Raw genomic sequence first — 18,891 nt, 5'->3', positions numbered from 1 at the left:
GTCACGAACGGCGCGATCGAGAAGACCCGCTGCCCGTGCTTGCGCACCGCCTTGCGCAGCCGCAGGAAGACGATCGGCGACTCCTCTTCGGGCTCGAAGCCGACGAGCAGGACGGCGGGAGCGGCCTCGAGGTCGTCGTAGGTCGGCCCCTCGCCGGCGAGCACGCCACGCCCCGCCACCGCTGCGGCCAGGAAGTCGGCCTCCTCGGCGGAGTGCGCCCGGGCGCGGAAGTCGATGTCGTTGGTGTCGAGCACGACGCGGGCGAACTTCGCGTAGCCGTACGCATCTTCGAGGGTGACCCGGCCACCGGTCAGCACTCCGGCGCGGCCGCGCGCCTGCGCGAGCCCCTCGGCCGCGACGGCCAGCGCCTCACGCCACGACGCGGGCACCAGCGTGCCGTCGTCCTCACGGACCAGCGGCGTCAAGATGCGACTCGGCAGCGTCGCGTACGTGAACGCGAACCGGCCCTTGTCGCAGTTCCACTCCTCGTTCACCGCCGGGTCGTCGCCGGCCAGCCGGCGCATCACCTTGCCGCGCCGGTGGTCGGTGCGCAGCGCACAGCCGGACGCGCAGTGCTCGCACACCGACGGCGACGAGACGAGGTCGAACGGCCTGGCCCGGAAACGGTAGGCCGCGGAGGTGAGCGCGCCGACCGGGCAGATCTGGATCGTGTTGCCGGAGAAGTACGACTCCAGCGGGTCCTTCTCGTAGACCGCCACCTGCTGCAGCGCACCGCGCTCGAACATGTCGATGAACGGGTCGCCGGCCACCTGCTTGGAGAACCGGGTGCAGCGCGCGCACAGCACGCAGCGTTCGCGGTCGAGCAGGACCTGCGCGGAGATCGGCACCGGCTTGGCGAAGGTGCGCTTCACCTCGCCGAAGCGCGACTCCGCGCGGCCGTTGGACATCGCCTGGGTCTGCAGCGGGCACTCGCCGCCCGTGTCGCAGACCGGACAGTCCAGCGGGTGGTTGATGAGCAGCAGCTCCATCACGCCCTGCTGCGCCTTGTCGGCGACCGGCGAGGTGAGCTGGGTCTTGACGACCATGTCGTCGCCGACGGTCATCGTGCAGGAGGCCTGGGGCTTGGGCATGGGGCGCCCACCCATCTCGACCTCGACCAGGCACTGGCGGCAGGCGCCCGCCGGTTCGAGCAGCGGGTGGTCGCAGAACCGGGGGATCTGGATGCCGAGCCGCTCGGCGGTGCGAATGATCAGCTCGCCCTTGGGCGCGATCACCTCGGCCCCGTCGATCGTCAGCCGCACGTGTCCCTCGGGAACGGGAGGCTTCTCGAGCGTCGTGGGGTTCTCGGGCGCGATGGTCATGACTGCGCTCCTGCCAGTGCGTGCGCGCCGACCCTGTTCTTCTCGCACAGGGCCAGGAATTCGTCGCGGAAGTACTTGATGCCGCTGGTGATCGGGCTGACCGCGCCGTCGCCGAGCGCGCAGAACGAGCGGCCGAGGATGTTGTCGCAGATGTCGAGCAGCGTGTCGATGTCCGCGGGCGTGCCGTGGCCTTCGACCATGCGCTGCAGGATGCCCGCGAGCCAGTACGTGCCCTCGCGGCATGGGGTGCACTTGCCGCAGGACTCGTGTTCGTAGAACTCGGTCCACTTCATGACCGCCCACGGCACGGACACGGTCTCGTTGAAGACCATGACCGCGGTGGTGCCCAGCATGGAACCTGCCTCCGCCGCGCCTTCGAAGTCCAGCGGGACGTCGAGGTGCTCGGTGGTGAACATCGGCGTGGACGAGCCACCCGGGGTCCAGAACTTCAGCGGGATGCCGTCCTTCATGCCGCCCGCGAGTTCGAGCAGTTCCCGCAGCGTCGTGCCGAGCGGCGCTTCGTACTGGCCGGGCTTCTCGACATGGCCCGAGATCGAGTAGATCTTGGGGCCGGGCGACTTCGCGGTGCCCATGGTGCGGAACCAGTCGGAGCCGCCGTTGACGATGAACGGCACGCTCGCGATGGTCTCGACGTTGTTGACCGTCGTCGGCGCGGCGTAGAGACCGGCGGCGGCGGGGAACGGCGGCTTGAGCCGCGGCTGGCCTCGGCGGCCCTCCAGCGAGTCGAGCAGCGCGGTTTCCTCACCGCAGATGTAGGCGCCCGCGCCCGCGTGGACGGTGATCTCCAGGTCGAACCCGGAGCCGAGGATGTCCTTGCCCAGGTACCCGGCGGCATGCGCCTCGCGGACCGCCGCGTTGAGCCTGCGGATGCAGTGCAGGGCCTCGCCGCGCACGTAAATGAAGCAGTGGTGCGACCGCATCGCGTACGAGGCGATGACGCAGCCCTCGATCAGCGAGTGCGGGTCGGCCATCATCAGCGGGATGTCCTTGCAGGTTCCCGGTTCGCCTTCGTCGGCGTTGATGACGAGGTAGTGCGGCTTGTCCTCGTTCTGCGGCATGAACGACCACTTGATGCCGGCGGGGAATCCCGCGCCGCCGCGGCCGCGCAGACCGGAGTCCTTCACCAGTTGGACAAGCTGCTCGGGCGTGCCCTTGAGCGCCTTGCGCAGCGCGGTGTAGCCCTCGAGCTGTTCGTAGGTCTTGATCGACCAGGACTGTGGGGACAGCCAACGCTTGGTCAACACTGGGGTGACCGGCGCCGGCTTGTTCGGGGTTGTCACTTCTTCTCAACCTCCGGCAACGCGACATCAGTCATGGCGGGGGCGGTCCAGCCGCGGTCCTCAGCGAGCTTGGCCCCGCGCAGGGTCTCCACGGCGGCCGACGGTCCGTCCACAGTGGAGCGGTAGTCGACTTCGTCCTCCGGCCAGAAGCCGGCGAGTTCCAGCTCCGCGGTGCGGAAGTCACGCAGCGGCGCGCCGCGCGTCGGCTGGGGCTTCTCCCCCGCGCGCAGCGCGTCGACGAGCGCGACGGCCGACTCGGGGGTCTGGTTGTCGAAGAACTCGTAGTTGACCTGCAGGACCGGACCGAGGTCGCAGGCCGCGAGACACTCGGCGTGCTCCAGCGTGATCGAGCCCGGCGCACCCGGCTCACCCGCGGTCTCGTTGTGGCCCAGGCGCTTGCCGCCCTCACCGAGGTGCTCGCCGAGCGCCTTGTAGATGGCGTCGCCGCCGAGCACCGCGCACAACGTGTTGGTGCACACCGAAACCAGGTGCTCACCGCAGGTCTTGCGCTTGTACATGGTGTAGAACGTCGCGACCGCGCTGACCTCGGCCGCGGTCAGGTCGAGTTGGGCGGCGCAGAACTGGATGCCCGCCTGGCTCACCTTGCCCTCGACCGACTGCACGAGGTGCAGCATCGGCAGCAGCGCCGAGCGCGACTGCGGGTACCGGGCGACGATCTCCTGCGCCAAGGTGGCGATGTCCTCGCCGAAGACGCTGAGGTCCACGGATTCGGTGACCGCGATGGGTTCCGCGCTCATCGGTCACAACCTCCCATCACGGGGTCGATCGAGGCGACGGCGGCGATCACATCGGCCACCATGCCGCCCTCGGACATCGCGGGCATCGCCTGCAGGTTGATGAAGCTTGGTTCGCGCACGTGCACGCGCATCGGACGGGTGCCGCCGTCGGAGACCAGGTGGTAGCCCAACTCGCCGCGCGGGGACTCGACCGGCACGTACACCTGGCCCGCCGGGACCTTGAAGCCCTCGGTGACCAGCTTGAAGTGGTGGATCAGCGACTCCATGGACTGGCCCATGATCTTGCGGACGTGGTCCAGGGAGTTGCCCATGCCGTCGGCGCCGATGCTCAGCTTCGCCGGCCACGCGATCTTCTGGTCGGCGACCATGACCGGGCCCGGCTCCAGCTTCTTGAGGCACTGGGCGACGATCTTGAGCGACTGGTGGATCTCCTCGACGCGCAGCAGATACCGGGCGAAGGAGTCGGCGGCGTTCGAGGTCGGGACCTCGAAGTCGTACTCCTCGTAACCCAGGTACGGCTCGGTCTTGCGCAGGTCCCAGGCCAGGCCCGCGGACCGCAGGATCGGGCCGGTGACGCCGAGCGCGAGGCACGCGTCGACCGGGAGGTACCCGACGCCGACGAGCCGGTTGCGCCAGATCGGCTGGCCGGTCAGCAGCTTGTCGTAGTCCGGCAGGCGCGAGTCCATCACCTTGATGAAGTCGGTGACCTTCTGGTGGTAGTCCGCCGGGAGGTCCTGCGCGAGACCGCCGGGGCGGATGAACGCGTGGTTCATCCGCAGGCCGGTGAGGTGCTCCAGCAGGTGCAGGACTTCCTCACGCTCACGGAAGCCCGCGGTCATGGCGGTCAGGGAGCCGAGCTCCATGCCGCCCGTCGCCAGCGCGACGAGGTGCGAGCTGATGCGGTTGAGCTCCAGCAGCATCACCCGGGCGACCTGGGCGCGGCGCGGCGCCTCGATGCCGAGCAGCTTCTCGATCGCCAGGCAGTACGCGGCCTCGTTGGACAGCGGCGCCAGGTAGTCCATGCGCGTCACGAAGGTGACGCCCTGGGTCCAGGTGCGGTACTCGCAGTTCTTCTCGATGCCGGTGTGGAGGTAGCCGACGACCGAGCGGGCCTGGGTGACCGTCTCGCCCTCGAGTTCGAGCACCAGGCGCAGCACGCCGTGGGTTGAGGGGTGCTGCGGGCCCAGGTTGATGACGATGCGCTCGTCGTGGATGGCGTCGTCCAGGATCTCGTCCCAGTCGCCACCCGTGACGGTGTAGACGCGACCTTCGGTCGTGTCGCGCTCGTCGGCATAGTCAACGGAGTGTGGATGCGTGTTGTTCGACTGAGTGGTCACGAGTAAGACCTCCGCTGGTCGGGCGGGGGGATCTCCGCGCCCTTGTACTCCACCGGGATCCCGCCGAGCGGGTAGTCCTTGCGCTGGGGGTGGCCGTCCCAGTCGTCCGGCATGAGGATCCGGGTCAGCGCGGGGTGTCCGTCGTAGACGATCCCGAACATGTCCCAGGCCTCGCGCTCCTGCCAGTCGGCGGTCGGGTAGACCTCGACGACCGACGGGATGTGCGCGTCGGTGACGTCGACGGCGACCTCCAGCCGGATGCGGCGGCGGAACGTCATCGACGTCAGGTGGTAGACCGAGTGCAGGCGCTGCGGCACGTCCACGCCGTAGTCCACACCGGACACCGAGCTGCACAGCTCGAAGCGCAGGGCGGGCTCGTCGCGCAGGGTCCAGCAGAGCGCGACCAGGTCTTCGCGGCGGACGTAGAAGGTGATCTCGCCGCGGTCGACGGTGACCTGCTGGATCGCCTCGGCCGGGATCTCCCGGCGGGCCATGGCCGCGCGCAGGTCGTCGGTCAGCTCGTCGAACCAGCCGCCGTAGGGGCGCTCGGCCGGGGCCGGGGCGTACGCGGGCAGGCTCAGGCCGCCGAAGCCGGTGGTGTCGCCGGTGCCCGCGACGTTGAACATGCCCTGGCGGGTGCGTCCGAGAACGACCGGCTCGGCGGGCACGGGCGCCTGGTGCTCGGCGGGGCGGGCCAGGTCCTTGTCGGGTTCCTGGCCGGGAGTGGGACGGTCGGCGCTGGACTGCTCGCCGCCGGTGGTGGGGGTGTCAGACATGGGTCCGTCTACTTCTTCTTGCCGTACTTGATGGAGGACGCGATCAGCTCGGTGCGCTCACCGCTGGCGGCGCGGATCGCCGCGCGGGTGGCGTTGATCGGCTCGTCCTGGATCTTGGCGTGCAGCTTGAGGATCGCGTCGAGCAGCATCTCCGGGCGCGGCGGGCAGCCGGGCAGGTACATGTCGACCGGCACGATGTGGTCGACGCCCTGCACCACGGCGTCGTTGTTGAACATGCCGCCCGAGGAGGCGCACACGCCCATCGCCAGCACCCAGCGCGGCTCGGCCATCTGGTCGTAGATCTGGCGCAGCACCGGGGCCATCTTGTTGGTGACCCGGCCGGCGACGATCATCAGGTCGGCCTGGCGCGGGGAGGCGCGGAACGCCTCCATGCCGAAGCGGGCGATGTCGTAGCGCGGACCACCGGTGGTCATCATCTCGATGGCACAGCAGGCCAGTCCGAACGTGGCAGGCCACAGCGAGTTCTTGCGTCCCCAGTTCACCAGCTTTTCCAGGCTGGCCAACATGATTCCGTTGGGGAGCTTCTCTTCGATACCCATGACGTCTGCCTCCTTCCCCCGTCAGTTCCAGTCGAGGCCGCCGCGCCGCCAGACATAGGCGTACGCGAAGCCGACCGTTGCGATGAACAAGAAGATCTCCACCAGGCCGAACAGGCCGAGGGCGTCCGCCGAGACCGCGAACGGGTAGAGGAACACCATTTCGATGTCGAACAGGATGAAGAGCATCGCCGTGAGGTAGTAGGCGACCGGCACGCGGCCACCGCCCGCGACCGGCTGCGGCGATGGCTCGATGCCGCACTCGTAGGCCTCGAACTTCGCCCGGTTGTAGCGGCTCGGGCCCAGGAGCGGGCCGAGCAACGCCGAGAACACCGCGAAGCCCGCCGCCAGGACGAACATCACGACCAAGGGGAAGTAGATCCCCAAGCCTGACGACACATCCGCTGACTGTGCTTGGAGCATCGACACCGCCGCTGTCCTTTCCCGCCGCCTACGGCCGGAACCCTATGGGTCCTCGGTCACACCCGAGCCGGTTAGGATGACCTAACTAATTCGGGCGTAGTTTGTGAAAACATTCACAAGCCAAACCGCTCGGATGTGAAGGGCTTCACAACTTATCGGCGCCAGTCTAGGACCTGGCTCACAACGCGAAACGCGGCCCCCTCGGCAACTCTCCGTGAACGAGTGATGTCCACAACAGAGCATTCGAGAGGGCCGCGACCTGCGCTAACGCGGTGCTAGCGACTGCGAACAGCGGTTACTTGACGGTAGGCGCCATGCGGGTCGCCGCGGTGATGACGCGGTCGAAAGCGTCGCCGTCCTTCTCGTCGTAAAGGCCCGCGAGGAGCTTGAGAACGAGTTTCATCAGCGTCTTGCGCGGCATGCCGTATTTGGTCGCCGTCCGCATGACGACCGGATTTCCGATCAGCTTGGAGAAGACGTTGCCGAGCCGGTAGTAGCTGCCCAGCGACTGCCGCAGCGCCACCGGATACCCGGCGAGAGCGCGCTCACGGGCCGGCCCCTCCGCGCGGGCCATCGCCTGGATGACGCACTCGGCGGCCAGCCGGGCGGACTCCATCGCGTAGCCGATGCCCTCGCCGTTGAACGGGTTGACCATGCCGCCCGCGTCGCCGACGAGCAGCAGGCCGTCGCGGTAGTGCGGGGTCCGGTTGAAGCCCATGGGCAGCCCGGCGCCGCCGACCTTGCCCAGCGCGTTGTGCTCGCGGAAGCCCCACTCCTCGGGGGTGCCGTCGAGCCAGGAGCGCATGAGCTTGCGGTAGTCGGTGTTGCCGTAGGCCTTCGACGTGGAGAGCATGCCGAGCCCGACGTTGACCGTGCCGTCGCCCATGCCGAAGATCCAGCCATAGCCGGGGAGCAGCACGGGGTTGGCCGGGTCGGACTTGTCCCACAGCTCCAGGTGCGACTCCAGGTAGTCGTCCTTGCTGCGGGGGCTGGCGTAGTAGCGGCGGACCGCGACACCCATCGGGCGGGCGTCGATCTTCTCCATGCCGACCGACAGCGCGAGCCGGGCGGAGACACCGTCACAGGCCAGGATGATCGGCGCGCGGTAAGTGACCGGGGTCTTGTCCGGGCCCGCTTTCGCGGTCACCCCGACGACTCGGCCGGTGCGCTCGTCGGTGACCGCGCCGGTGACCGTGGTCTGCTCGGCGAGCCGGGCGCCCGCGCGCTGGGCGGTGCGGGCGAGCATCTCGTCGAAGTCCTGCCGGGTGCGGACCACGCCGTAGGGCGGGAACGACGCCAGGTCCGGCCAGTCGAGTTCGAGGGTCACCCCGCCGCCGACGACGCGCAGTCCCTTGTTGTGCAGCCAGCCCGCTTCCTCGCGGGTGTCGATCCCGAGGTCGATGAGCTGTTTGACGCCGCGCGGGGTCAAACCGTCGCCACAGACCTTCTCGCGGGGGAAGGTGCTCTTCTCGAGGAGCAACACATCCAGACCCGCGCGAGCCAGGTAGGTCGCGGCGGTGGAACCGGCCGGTCCGGCGCCCACCACGATGACCTCGGCGTCCTCGCCCGCCTTGCGGCGACTGATCGAAGTGCTCATGACGCTCCTTGAGAAAGCCTTCACATACTCACGCGAGTCTAGAGGTGTGAAACAGTTCGCCCGCCGTGTCCGATGTCTCGCGGCACGTCGACGACACTCCTGGGGGAGCCATGACCACACCGAACGCTGCCGTCCTGCTGGGCGAGCAACGCCGATATCTGCTTGTCCGACCGACTGGATTCGCGGGCTACCTCGCCGCCGTCCTGATCGCGCTCACCGTCGCCACCGGGATGGCGACGGCGTGGTCGGCATGGAACGACTACTACGTCTTCGAGCAGTTCGAGCAGGGCAGCGCGACGGTCGGGCCCGATGAGGTCGTCGCCGCCGAGGACCTGCGGGTCGCCCTGACCCTCACCAACTACGGCCTGTACCTGCTCGCGGGGATCGCGTTCATCACGTGGCTGTACCAGGTCCGCCGCAACGCCGAGATCTTCTGCGACGCGCCCCACCGGCGGTCCCAGCGGTGGGTCGGCTGGAGCTGGGTCGTCCCGATCGTCAACTTCTGGTACCCGTTCCAGGTGGTCAGCGACATCTGGAAGGCCAGTGACCCGGCCACCCCGCGCAGGCTGGATTCCCTGCGGACCGTGCCGGGAAGCCCTCAGCTCGGCCTGTGGTGGGGGTTCTGGATGGCGTCCTACGCGGTCAGCACACTTGGCGGGCTGGTTCTTGTCGCACCCACGGTGACTCCGCTGGACGAGCTTCGGGCCGTCGCGTTGGTGATCACCGCGGCCGAGATGCTCACGGCCGTCGCGGGCGTGCTGATCATCCTCTGTGTCCACCGGATTATCCGCTGGCAGGCACAGGCCCGCGCCTGACATGGTTCGTGCGAATCGACTAACTGGGGAACTCATGACCACACCTGCTTTAGACCCATACCTCTATCGGATGTTGCGCCCCGTCGCCGGACTGGGCGTCGTCTCCGCGGTCCTGATCGCGATCACCACCACGCTCGGAATCGTGGGGGCGTGGTCCACTTGGAACGCGTACTTCCTGGCCGAGCGGTTCCTCGACGACGACCCGACGGTGGGCGTGCCCGATCTCCTCGCGGCCGACGACCTCGTCGCGTCGATCACCTGGACCCGGCTCGCCGTTCTCGTCGTCACGGGCGTCGTGTTCGTCATCTGGCTCTACCGGGCGCGGCTGAACTCGGAAACCCTCTGCGAAGCGCCCCACCAGCGCTCCCGCGGGTGGGTGGTCGGCTCGTGGATCTGCCCGATCGTCAACCTGTGGTTCCCCTACCAGGTGGTCAGCGACGTCTGGAAGGCCAGCAACCCGGACACCCGCAGGCAGCTCGAGACACTCGCGACCGAGCGGATGGGCTCGCTGCGGTTCGTGTCGGGCAGTGCGCAGCTGGGTCTTTGGTGGGCCTGCTGGGCGGCCAGTTTCGTGATCGACCGGGTCGCGGCGAAGGTCATCTACGACGAGGCCGACCCGACGAAGGAGATGTTCCGGGCGGTCGCCATCGCCGAGACGCTGGTGACTGTCTTGATAGCGGTGTCCGGGGTGCTCATCATCATGGCCATGCGGCAGATCACCCGCTGGCAGTCGCCGCCGCGGGAGGTGTCATGACCAGCGCGCAGCCGCGCCGCTACCTGTCGGTCCGACCGGTGAGGCGGCGCGGCATCGTGGCCTCGGTGCTGATCGTGGCTTCGGTGGTGCTGGCGATCGCGTCGGCGGTGGCGAACTGGAACGCCTATCGCGCCGTGGTCGACTACAAGCGGCAGGACGCGACGTTCGAGGACGCGCTCGCGGCGCGTGACCTGACGATCGAGTACGGCGCGACCTACTTCTTCGTGTTGGCCGCCGCCGCGATCGCGTTCCTGCTGTGGCTCTATCGCGCCCGCGCGAACGCCGACTTGCTCTGCGACGCGCCGCACCGGCACTCGAAGCCGTGGGTCGGCGGGTCGTGGTTCTGCCCGGTGGTGAACCTGTGGTTCCCGTATCAGGTCATGTCCGACGTGTGGAAGGCCAGCAAGCCGGACGTGCCGTGGCGGCTGGAGTCGCTCAGGCAGGTGCCGGGCAGCGCGGTGCTGCGTGTGTGGTGGGCGTGCTGGGTCGGCAGCTTCGTGATCGGCCGGGTGTCCGCGCTGGTCAACGACCAGCAGACCTCGCCGACGCTGGAGAAGTACCACACCCTGGCGATAATCAAGTCGGTGAGCGCGGTCCTGATGCTCATGGCCGGGGTGCTGATCATCATGGCCATCGTCCGGGTCAGCCGCCGGCAGGAGCAGCCTCGGCCGGGTCGGGAGCGGAGCTGACTGGTCAGACGCGGTTCGCGGCCCGGCCAGGTCAGGCGCAGGGAAACCATTGCGCCGTGGCCGAGGCGCTGGTGCGATACTCGATGAAGCGTCTGCGGACTTCAGTGATCGCGCGGACCAGAGGGAACAGTTCCCGAGTGACCAGCTGGTCGGCGTGATCCGCGCCGACGGGATGCCAATAGACGCCCTCGGCGGTGACGGTGATCTCCGGGATCAGCGACTCGATGGTGAGTTCCACTCCGTTCTCGGCCACGCCGCGGTGGGCGAGAGCGCGGATGATCTGGTCCGCGCGGGCGATACCGAGGGTGTCCAGGAAGGCGTGGAATCCATCGACCTGGTGGGTGTGCTCGGCGGGGACAGTGGCGGCGACACGCACGCGGAACCCTTCCGAGCCCGCGATGCGGATCCCCTCGACCGCCTTGGCCCAGGTTCCGACACCGCGGTGCCGGTCGTGCGGCTCCGGCGTAGCCGAGTCGAGGCTTATCTGCACGGCCAGCCTGGTTCGGTCCATGGCTCGGAGGCGATCGAGTCGGCTACCGCGAAAGAGCATGCCGTTGGTGAGCAGCGTGGTGGGCAGGTGCCTGGTGCAGGCGTTGGCAAGTTGGTCGATGTCCGGGAGCAGGAACGGCTCGCCACCGGTGAGTAGCAACTCGGACACCCCGGCGTCCGCGGCCTCGGCCGCCAGGCGGCGGACTCTATCGAGCCCAAGCGCTCGACGAGGGGTTCGCGGGGAGGACCGGGCGCAGCAGTAGTCGCAGGCCAGGTTGCAGTCGAAGTTCGTGTAGAGCCATACCCTGGTGCCGGGGACCTGTTCGGGCTCGATCCCGGCGAGCACGTCGACGGCCGGCCCACACCTGACTACCGCTGTGGTGCCCCGCACCTGCACGAGGGCGTGTCCCGCACGCTCACACCAGGCCGCGACTGTCTGCGCCGCGGCCGTGTCCTCACCAAGCTCCACCGTGACGGTGGAGCCGCGCGGGGCCTCTCCGGTCCGCTCCACCAGGTCGAGGATCAGCCGGTGGTTCACCATCGGCTGGGGATGCCTTGCGTGCGCACCGCGTCGAACAAGGAGGCGTATCCGTCGAGTTTCGGGCGGACCCAGCGGCGCAGGCCCTCCATCTCCAGGATCGGGCGGTGGTCCGGATTGTCCCAGTCCATGGCGAGGAGCTGGTCGACCCAGGGTGCGCTCTGGTCTTCGGACAAGGATGGGAGAGCGGTGAAGTTGCAATGACAGTAGGTGGGGGAGCGCCAGAACTCCTCGAACGCGCCGGGCATGAGTTCGTCGCGGCCGATCGCCTCCCAGGTGTTGATGCCGATCGCGGCGGCGTCGGCGCGATCATCGAGGACGGCGCGCAGCGCGTCGAGCTCGCTGCGGCCGGTGTCGCCGTGTTTGCCGACGTCACTGTCGATTCGGACCAGTTCCATCTCGTTGGCTGACACGCCCGCGCGCGTCAGGAAGTGGACGGGCAGGATCGCGGCCTGAGCGGAGTCCCTCGATCCCAGCGCCAGCCGCCTGCCGCGCAGTCCATCCAAATCGGACAGTCCACTACCTGTGCGTGCTACGAAAAGTGTCTGGAACACCGTGTCCACATCGCGCATCGCGAGCGCGCGACACGCCCCGCCGGTCTGGGTCACGGTGCGCACCCACGCCAGGTTGGTGTTCCAGGCGATGTCGACCATGCCGTCCAGCAAGGCGTCGACCTGGCTGCCGTAGTTGGAGAACAGCACGAAGTCCAGTTGCGCCGGGCCATCGGCGAAGTAGTCGCGCATTCCCTCCCAAATGGTCACTACGTTGGGGGTGTAGGCAACGGCGCCCACCATCAGCGGCTTGCTCATGTCACGAACTCCTTACGAGAATCCACGCGCCTTGCCAACGTCTCCACGCTGACGCCGCGAGCCTCGATGCCCCGCCACCACCACAACGCCCCGGCTACCGCGCCGATCAGCCAGAAACCGCCAAGCACCACGAACATCGAACTGAGGCTGAAGACCACGGCCGTCTCGGCGAGCACGATCTGACCGACGACCGCGCCGACCCGCCCGACACAGACCGACGCGCCGACCCCGGTCGCCCGCAGGTGGGTGGGAAACAGTTCGGAGAACGACGGGTAGGCCGAGACCCAGGCGCACGTCGCGAAGAACGCGGCAACGGTGAACGCTGCGACCACGGCTGGGAGCGAACCGGATGTCGCGGCGGCAGCACAGCCGAGCATGCTCAGCGCGGCCAGCAGGTAGGAACCGGTGACCGTCGGACGGCGCCCGATCCGGTCCAGCGCGACCGACACGATGATCCCGCCCGCCAACGCGCCAAGGTTGGCGATCAGGAAGTAGTACGGCAACGCCTGCGCGCTGACCGGCACCAACCCGGTCGCCGGGGAGAACACGAACACGCTCATCGCGGTGAACAGACCGTAGTACCCCGCAGCCTCGGAGAAGTCCAGTGCCATGCCGTAGAACAACCGGCCACGGTGGTAGGTCCACAACTCGGCCAACCTGCTCGACGTGGTGCTCGACTCGACAGGCGGCGGATACCCCTGCGGCTTCGTCATCCCGGTGATGTCGACGACCACCCGGTCTGCCTCGACAAGCCTGCCCTGGGAGGCGAGCCACCGCGGCGACTCGGGCACCAGGCGCCGCGCCACCAGTCCATAGCCCGCGCTGATCACTCCGAAGAGCATGGTGTATCGCCAGGTCAGGCCCAGCGTCGAGATCACCGTGATGGATACCAGGCTCGCGAGGATGCCGCCCAGCGCCCAGAACGACATCACCAGGCCGTTGCTGCGGCCCCGGCTGTGCGCGGGGGTGAACTCCGCGATCGCCGAGGTGACCGCCGAGTACTCGCCGCCCACCCCCAACGCGGTCAGGAACCGGAAGACGACGAACACCTCGTAGTTCGGCGCGGTCGCGGTCGCCACCGCCGCCAGCGAGTACAGCGCCAGCGTGCCAAGGAAGAGCCGGCGCCTGCCCACCCGGTCGGCCAGATACCCGAAGCCCAGGGCGCCGAGTGCGATCCCGGTGAACCACACGACGTTGATCCACACTGAGCGGGACCCGCCCAAGCCGAACTCCGCCTGGATCCCGGGGATCACCGATCCGATGATCTGGACCTCGAACGCGTCAAGCATCCAACCCAAACCCAGGGCGACGGCGATCCGGGTGTGCATTGGCCGCCACGGCGACCGATCAAGTCGATCAGGCATTCGTCCTCCAGATGGGAGGCGCTTCGCGCGAGCGGAAAGCGACGACCAAGGAAGACTAACGGCGGTACCGCCCGTTTTCTCTCCTCGGCGGCGTCCGTAAGAAGGTCCTAATACCTGACGGCGCCGGTTGGGATCTCCGCTCCGGACAAAGCTAATCAGACTCTTACGAGTTCCCTGCGCCCGGCATCACGACCGTGCACCCGCGGTTCACTGACATGAGGCGATGGGAGCGGCCATGACGACACACCACGGATCCTGGACCCACAACTGGCTGGCGACAGCGGTCAGGCGAGACCGATTCGCCGACGCCGGACACGCGTCCACATCAGACCCACCGCCGCCCCTCGCCCGGACCGAACGAGTCCTGGCCACCGGCAGCGCCGCGGGCGACCCAGCGGGTGTCGTCTGCTCAACCCGAGCCCTCTACCACCACCCTGCCGACACGGCCGACACCTGGAACCGGGTCGGGTGGGAGGAGATCGACCGCGTCGACTGGAACCCCGACGGCAGCGACCTCACCCTGACCGCGCTGCCCGGAAGCGAGCGCGCGCCGCTCACCCTTCACCTGGACGAAGCCGGCAGGCTTGGCCCGGTGATCAGGGACCGCGTCGCCGCCTCTGTCATCGTGCGCACCGTGGTGTCGGTCAACCCGGGCCGCGCGCTGATCACCGTCCGACGCCGCCCCGAAACCGACGATCTCGTGTGGGTGGTCCATCTTGGCCGCGGAATCGATCCGACAGCCTCGGGCCTGAACGACAGAGTCGACACCGCGATCAGGGCACTGCGCGCGGACCTCGGTCTGTGACCTTCGGCAGTCCTGTCAGAACGGCCAGCGTCCGGCGTAGCGCGTGGCGAGTTTGCCATCCTGACCGAACATCCGGCCCGCGGGCACTATCGCGAGCACCAGCAGCGGCAGCAGTTCAACCGGATAGGCCCAGAAGTACTGGTTGGAGTCAAGCAGCATGACCCAGACCGGACCAATGAGCATCAGCCCGATCAGAGCGCCCAGTCGCGCGGCGACGCCGAGCAGCAACATTAGTCCCGCGACCACCTCGGCAATGGTCAGGAACCACTGAAAGAGGCCCCAGTTGCCCAGCACGAAATCGTGGTAGATCCAGCGCAGCGGCTGGAACGTGTCATCCGACGCACCCTCCAGGATGGACTTGGCGGCCGGCCGGTTGATGAGGTTGAACGACACGAAGCCCCAGTCGAAGTTGCTGTTCTGGTTGGCGAATACCTTGGCCAACCCGTTGCTCAACCAGATCGCGCCGAAGAAGACCCGCAGCGCGGCGAACCCACCGCCCAACAGTCGCGGGGACACGACCCTACGGTCAGCCGTCTCAGTGATCCCATTCATCGCCGCCACCTCTACTCGAGTCGTGAACAAGTGTTCGCCGAACCACGAGCTGCTACCGAGGCGTGCACGCGGCTCGCACCGCGGGGGACGTACCGGCGCGAGCCGTTCCGGCCTGGACGTCAATCGTCCCACTACCGGGGTCCCGCAACTGGCCTGAACTTGTTACCAACCGCTTAAGTTCGGTGCGCCGCTGTCCACCTGGGAACGCGTCAAGGACGGTGAGTTCCCGTTCCGCGCGCACTGGCCGGAGCAGACCCTTCACGATCCGGGTGACCGACTTTCTCGCCGAACCGCTCTACCCGCAGATGGTGGGTGACGACGAGCTTGAGGATCTGGAGGGTCCGACCAGCGTGTGATGACTCTTGGCTTACGGCTTGATGGCCCGGTGCAGGGCGACGACGCCGAAGGTGAGGTTGAGCCACTCGACCTCGCCCCAGCCCGCCTCGGCGATCATCTCCGCGACCGCGCGCTGGTCGTGCCAGTCGCGCATCGACTCGGCCAGGTAGGCGTAGGCCTCGGAGTTCGAGGAGAACGGCCGGGTCACCAGCGGCAGGCCGCGTAGCACGGTGTTGTGGTAGAGCCAGCGCAGGATCTTGGCGGGCGGCTGGGAGACCTCGCAGATCACCAGCCTGCCGCCGGGCCTGGTCACGCGGGCCATCTCGCGCAGCGCGGCGACGGTGTCGTTCATGTTCCGCAGCCCGAAGGACACCGTGACGGCGTCGAAGGCGTCGTCGGTGAACGGCAGGTGGAAGGCGTCCGCGGCGACCTTGGGGACCGCCCGGGACTTGCCGCCGCGCAGCATCTCCTGGGAGAAGTCGGCGGCCACACACCAGGCGCCGGTGCGGGCGTGCTCGATGGTCGACACCGCGGTGCCCGCGGCCAGGTCGAGCACCTTCTCCCCCGGTCCCGCGTCGAGGACGCGGCGGGTCTGTTCACGCCATCGCCGGTCGAAGCCGAGGGTCATCACCGAGTTGGTGCGGTCATACCCCTTGGCGACCCCGTCGAACATGTCGGCGATGTCGTGCGGATCTTTGTCCAAACCGGCGCGAGCCATGGCCGAACTGTACGAGAAGGCGTCAGTTGAGGCTCAGCGCGGTCAGCATTCCGCGCACCGACGTGGGCCAGTCGAACTGTTCGGCCCGCGCCCGCGCGGCGGCACGGCGGTCGGGCTCCGGTACGGAGAGCAACCCCTCGACCGCGCCCGCGAAAGCGGGGGCGTGGTCTGAGACCGCGGCGCCGCACTCCGGGCGCACCAGCTCGCCGAGCGCGGACGACTCGGACACGACCACGGGGGTGCCGGACGCGAGGGCTTCCAACGCGGCCAGGCCGAACGTCTCGTGCGGTCCGGGGGCGAGGGAGACGTCCGCGGTGGCCAGGAGCGCGGCGACGTCGGCACGGTCGGAGACGAAGCCCAGGAAAGTGACCGGCAGGCCGGTCGCGCGCCTGCGCAAAGCAGCCATCCGAGGGCCGTCGCCCGCCACGACGAGCCGCACCCGGTGCCCGGAGCCGTGGAGTTCGGCGAGGGCGTCGACGCTGCGTTCGACGTGCTTCTCCGGGGACAGCCTTCCGCAGTGCACGAGCAGGGCGTCGGCCCCCGCGGCCAGGGTCGCGCGAAGAGCGCCGTCGTGGCGGGTGGGGGCGAACGTCGTCAGGTCCACGCCCAGAGGGACGCGGCGGATGTTGTCCGCGCCGATGCGGTCGAACTCCCCGCGCGCGAACTCGGTCGTGCAGACCACGGTGTCGTAGGAGGCGGCCATCCGGCGGTTCGCGGCGTCCGCGCAGCGCCGGGCGACCGGGCCGGGGAAGAGGAACTGTTCCAGCAGCCGGTCGAGCCGCTCGTGGGAGATGACCACGCTGGGGACGTCGTGGTCGGCGGCCCAGCGGCCCATGCCGCGCAGGGTTAGGCGGTCGGAGACCTCCAGGCGGTCCGGGCGCAGGGACGGCAGGAGCGCCTTGACCCGCAGCGGGTCGACCGCCCGGTAGCCGCCGGTGCCGGGGATGGCGGGGGCGGGCAGGGTGATCCGCCGGACCCCGGACGGCAGCCACTCGTCGTCGCGGCGCCTGCCGGGGACGACGAGGGTCACCTCGTGCCCGGCGGCCACGTACCCCGCGCCCAGGTGGTGCAACGCGGTTCGAAGACCGCCGGACCGTGGGCCGTAGAAGTTGGCGAGCTGAACGATTCGCACTAGGCGGCCTTGGGCCGTCGCCGCCTTCCAATGGCGACGTCGTCGTAGTGGCCGACCAGTTCCTCGCACACCGCTGACCACGTCCGGCTGAGCACGTCGGACCGTCCGGCCGCGCCCATCCGCCGCCGCAGCAGCGTGTCGGCGAGCCGCTCGACGGCCGCTCGCAGGTCCGGGGCGAAGCGGGCCGGGTCGAGGAGGAAGCCGGTGCGGCCGTGGTCGACCAGGTCGCGTGGGCCGCCCGCGTTCGGTGCGATCACCGGCAGGCCCGAGGCCATCGCCTCCTGGACGGCCTGGCAGAACGTCTCGTGCGGTCCGGTGTGCACGAAGACGTCGAGGCTGGCGTAGGCCACGGCGAGTTCGTGGCCGCCGCGGAAGCCGAGGAACGCCGCGCCGGGCAGGCGGGCGCGCAGGTTGTCCAGGTCCGGCCCGTCGCCGACCACGACGACCCGCACACCCGGCAGGTCGTTGAGGACCGCGAGGTGCTGGACCTGCTTCTCCGGCGCGAGCCTGCCGACGTAGCCGACGAGCAGCTCACCGTTGGGCGCGAGTTCCGCGCGCAGCCCGCGGTCGACGTGTTCGGGGGCGAAGCGCTTGGTGTCGACACCGCGGCCCCACCGGTGGACGCGCGGGATGCCGTGGTCGGTCAGGTCGCGGACCGACGCGGTGGACGGCGCCAGGGTCCGGTCGGAGTTGTTGTGGATGCGGCGGATCCACCGCCACGCCGCCCGCGAGCCGCGGCTTAGGCCGTACGCGGCGGCGAACCCGGCCACATCGGTCTGGTAGACGGCCACCGTCGGCACGCCGAGTCGTCTGGCCGCCCAGAGGCCGCCCGCGCCGAGGACGAACGGCGAGGCGAGGTGGACGACGTCGGGGTCGAAGTCCGCGAGGTCGGTGAGGATCTTCGGCGTGGGGACGCCGATGGGCAGGGACGTGATGACGGGCAGGTCGACCGCGGGCACACGGCTCACATTCGCGTGCAGGTATCGGTCGGGCCCGGCACCGGGCGCGATGACCATCGCCTGGTGCCCGCGCTGATGGAGGTGTTCCACGACCCGCAGCACGGAGTTGCTGACCCCGTTGACCTGCGGCAGGAAGCTCTCGGTGACGATGGCGACGCGCACACCAGCAACGTCGCACCTGGCTATTGCCCGCGAGGGGTCACCCGAATGACCGATAGGCGAACTGCGCCGGAACTCCCCGTGAGTCGGGTCGGCGCGGCCAAGCTTGGCCTGGTAATCGACAGGTGGCCATCTTGGCGTCGCACCACGGACACCCGGAGTGGTCACTCTAGGTTGGCATGACGCTCTTGTCCTCTCGTCCCCGCAAGCCGGTCGAGCCCGGCCTGCTGTCCAGGGCCCTCGAGGTCGCTGGAGGCCTCGCCAACGACGCCACGGATGTCATCACCGCGACAGCCGGACGCGGGGCCAGGCCCGGGATCGAGGACTCACCCTTCGACTGGGTCACCGACACCGACCGCACCCTCGAACGCCACACCCGCCGCATCCTGACCGCCGAGTTCCCGGGGATCCCGGTGGTGGGCCAGGAGTTCGGCGCGGACGTGGGTTCCGAGGGTGCCGAGTTCCGCTGGGTGGTCGACCCGGTGGACGGCACCGCCAACTACGTCGCCGGGGTCCCCTGGTGCGCCTACAGTCTCGCGTTGGTGGACGCGGAGGGTCCGGTCGTCGGCGTGGTCGCCGACCCCTTCCGCGGCCAGATCTACGCCGCCGCCCGCGGCCGTGGTGCCCGGGCGAACGGCCAGCGGGTCTCGCTGACCGACCGGACGTCCACCGCGGGCGCGATCGTGTGCACGGAGCTGACC

The 18,891-nt window shown here is 68.9% G+C and carries 20 protein-coding genes; 5 read left to right on the top strand and 15 right to left on the bottom strand.

Annotated elements, in window-relative coordinates; all coding sequences use genetic code 11:
- The 8 genes from ACRDSQ_RS19940 to ACRDSQ_RS19905 all read right to left on the bottom strand — a co-directional run.
- Window positions 1–1,322, bottom strand: a 1,322-nt coding sequence (locus ACRDSQ_RS19940) for an NADH-quinone oxidoreductase subunit G (RefSeq protein ID WP_431423142.1), incomplete at its 3' end; no start/stop codon positions are given.
- Window positions 1,319–2,623, bottom strand: coding sequence for an NADH-quinone oxidoreductase subunit NuoF (gene nuoF, locus ACRDSQ_RS19935; RefSeq protein ID WP_431423141.1), 1,305 nt, complete (start codon window positions 2,621–2,623; stop codon window positions 1,319–1,321). The genes ACRDSQ_RS19940 and nuoF, both read right to left, overlap by 4 nt.
- Window positions 2,620–3,381 carry an NADH-quinone oxidoreductase subunit NuoE gene (gene nuoE, locus ACRDSQ_RS19930; protein ID WP_431423139.1) on the bottom strand — a complete coding sequence of 254 codons (762 nt, stop codon included), beginning with the start codon at window positions 3,379–3,381 and terminating at the stop codon, window positions 2,620–2,622. Before nuoE ends, nuoF begins: the two co-directional genes overlap by 4 nt.
- Entirely contained in the window at window positions 3,378–4,718 is a 1,341-nt protein-coding gene (locus ACRDSQ_RS19925) for an NADH-quinone oxidoreductase subunit D (protein ID WP_431423138.1), read from the bottom strand. The genes nuoE and ACRDSQ_RS19925 overlap by 4 nt, the downstream gene beginning before the upstream one ends.
- Window positions 4,715–5,494: an NADH-quinone oxidoreductase subunit C gene (locus tag ACRDSQ_RS19920; protein WP_431423137.1), complete on the bottom strand. Its 780-nt coding sequence runs from the start codon at window positions 5,492–5,494 to the stop codon at window positions 4,715–4,717. The genes ACRDSQ_RS19925 and ACRDSQ_RS19920 overlap by 4 nt, the downstream gene beginning before the upstream one ends.
- A gap of 8 nt (window positions 5,495–5,502) precedes the next feature.
- A complete protein-coding gene (locus tag ACRDSQ_RS19915) occupies window positions 5,503–6,054 on the bottom strand; it encodes a NuoB/complex I 20 kDa subunit family protein (RefSeq protein ID WP_431423135.1) in 552 nt (183 codons plus the stop codon).
- Window positions 6,055–6,075: 21 nt separating this feature from the next.
- The gene (locus ACRDSQ_RS19910; protein WP_091382944.1) at window positions 6,076–6,474 is read right to left on the bottom strand and encodes an NADH-quinone oxidoreductase subunit A; all 399 of its coding nucleotides are present in this window, start codon (window positions 6,472–6,474) and stop codon (window positions 6,076–6,078) included.
- A 295-nt stretch (window positions 6,475–6,769) separates the two neighbouring features.
- Complete coding sequence (locus tag ACRDSQ_RS19905) at window positions 6,770–8,071, bottom strand: geranylgeranyl reductase family protein (protein ID WP_431423133.1); 1,302 nt, start codon at window positions 8,069–8,071, stop codon at window positions 6,770–6,772.
- Window positions 8,072–8,181: 110 nt separating this feature from the next.
- Between ACRDSQ_RS19905 and ACRDSQ_RS19900 the strand changes: the two genes are divergently transcribed.
- The 3 genes from ACRDSQ_RS19900 to ACRDSQ_RS19890 all read left to right on the top strand — a co-directional run bounded on the left by ACRDSQ_RS19900 (window position 8,182) and on the right by ACRDSQ_RS19890 (window position 10,329).
- Window positions 8,182–8,886: a DUF4328 domain-containing protein gene (locus ACRDSQ_RS19900; RefSeq protein WP_431423132.1), complete on the top strand. Its 705-nt coding sequence runs from the start codon at window positions 8,182–8,184 to the stop codon at window positions 8,884–8,886.
- A gap of 70 nt (window positions 8,887–8,956) precedes the next feature.
- Window positions 8,957–9,640, top strand: a complete 684-nt coding sequence (locus ACRDSQ_RS19895) for a DUF4328 domain-containing protein (RefSeq protein ID WP_431423131.1) — start codon at window positions 8,957–8,959, stop codon at window positions 9,638–9,640.
- Window positions 9,637–10,329, top strand: coding sequence for a DUF4328 domain-containing protein (locus ACRDSQ_RS19890; protein WP_431423130.1), 693 nt, complete (start codon window positions 9,637–9,639; stop codon window positions 10,327–10,329). Before ACRDSQ_RS19895 ends, ACRDSQ_RS19890 begins: the two co-directional genes overlap by 4 nt.
- Before the next feature lie 31 nt (window positions 10,330–10,360).
- Here ACRDSQ_RS19890 and ACRDSQ_RS19885 read toward each other — a convergent pair whose 3' ends face one another.
- Genes ACRDSQ_RS19885 through ACRDSQ_RS19875 form a run of 3 tightly spaced genes read right to left on the bottom strand, consistent with a single transcriptional unit; the run spans window position 10,361 to window position 13,454 of the window.
- On the bottom strand, window positions 10,361–11,359 hold the full coding sequence (locus ACRDSQ_RS19885) for an Rv1681 family radical SAM protein (protein WP_431423128.1): 999 nt from the start codon (window positions 11,357–11,359) through the stop codon (window positions 10,361–10,363).
- Complete coding sequence (locus tag ACRDSQ_RS19880) at window positions 11,353–12,165, bottom strand: Rv1680 family SBP-like protein (protein ID WP_431423126.1); 813 nt, start codon at window positions 12,163–12,165, stop codon at window positions 11,353–11,355. The genes ACRDSQ_RS19885 and ACRDSQ_RS19880 overlap by 7 nt, the downstream gene beginning before the upstream one ends.
- On the bottom strand, window positions 12,162–13,454 hold the full coding sequence (locus ACRDSQ_RS19875; RefSeq protein WP_431423124.1) for an MFS transporter: 1,293 nt from the start codon (window positions 13,452–13,454) through the stop codon (window positions 12,162–12,164). Before ACRDSQ_RS19875 ends, ACRDSQ_RS19880 begins: the two co-directional genes overlap by 4 nt.
- Window positions 13,455–13,764: 310 nt before the next feature.
- On the opposite strand from ACRDSQ_RS19875, the gene ACRDSQ_RS19870 reads away from it, so the two are divergent.
- Window positions 13,765–14,334, top strand: a complete 570-nt coding sequence (locus ACRDSQ_RS19870; RefSeq protein ID WP_431423122.1) for a hypothetical protein — start codon at window positions 13,765–13,767, stop codon at window positions 14,332–14,334.
- A gap of 15 nt (window positions 14,335–14,349) precedes the next feature.
- Here the strand turns inward: ACRDSQ_RS19870 and ACRDSQ_RS19865 are convergent, their stop codons facing one another.
- From ACRDSQ_RS19865 to ACRDSQ_RS19850, 4 genes are all read right to left on the bottom strand, one after another.
- Entirely contained in the window at window positions 14,350–14,850 is a 501-nt protein-coding gene (locus ACRDSQ_RS19865; RefSeq protein WP_431423120.1) for a DoxX family membrane protein, read from the bottom strand.
- Between the two features lie 403 nt (window positions 14,851–15,253).
- Window positions 15,254–15,940, bottom strand: a complete 687-nt coding sequence (locus ACRDSQ_RS19860) for a demethylmenaquinone methyltransferase (protein WP_431423118.1) — start codon at window positions 15,938–15,940, stop codon at window positions 15,254–15,256.
- Between the two features lie 22 nt (window positions 15,941–15,962).
- Window positions 15,963–17,072 (bottom strand): glycosyltransferase, encoded by a 1,110-nt coding sequence (locus tag ACRDSQ_RS19855; protein ID WP_431423117.1) that lies wholly within the window; start codon window positions 17,070–17,072, stop codon window positions 15,963–15,965.
- Window positions 17,072–18,193, bottom strand: a complete 1,122-nt coding sequence (locus ACRDSQ_RS19850) for a glycosyltransferase family 4 protein (protein WP_431423116.1) — start codon at window positions 18,191–18,193, stop codon at window positions 17,072–17,074. Before ACRDSQ_RS19850 ends, ACRDSQ_RS19855 begins: the two co-directional genes overlap by 1 nt.
- A 176-nt stretch (window positions 18,194–18,369) precedes the next feature.
- On the opposite strand from ACRDSQ_RS19850, the gene ACRDSQ_RS19845 reads away from it, so the two are divergent.
- Window positions 18,370–18,891 (top strand): inositol monophosphatase family protein (locus tag ACRDSQ_RS19845; RefSeq protein WP_431423115.1); only part of this gene is annotated, 522 nt, incomplete at its 3' end.

The organism is Actinokineospora sp. (assembly GCF_050699995.1).
Classification (GTDB): Bacteria; Actinomycetota; Actinomycetes; order Mycobacteriales; family Pseudonocardiaceae; genus Actinokineospora.
This window is presented reverse-complemented; position numbering and strand designations above follow the sequence as displayed.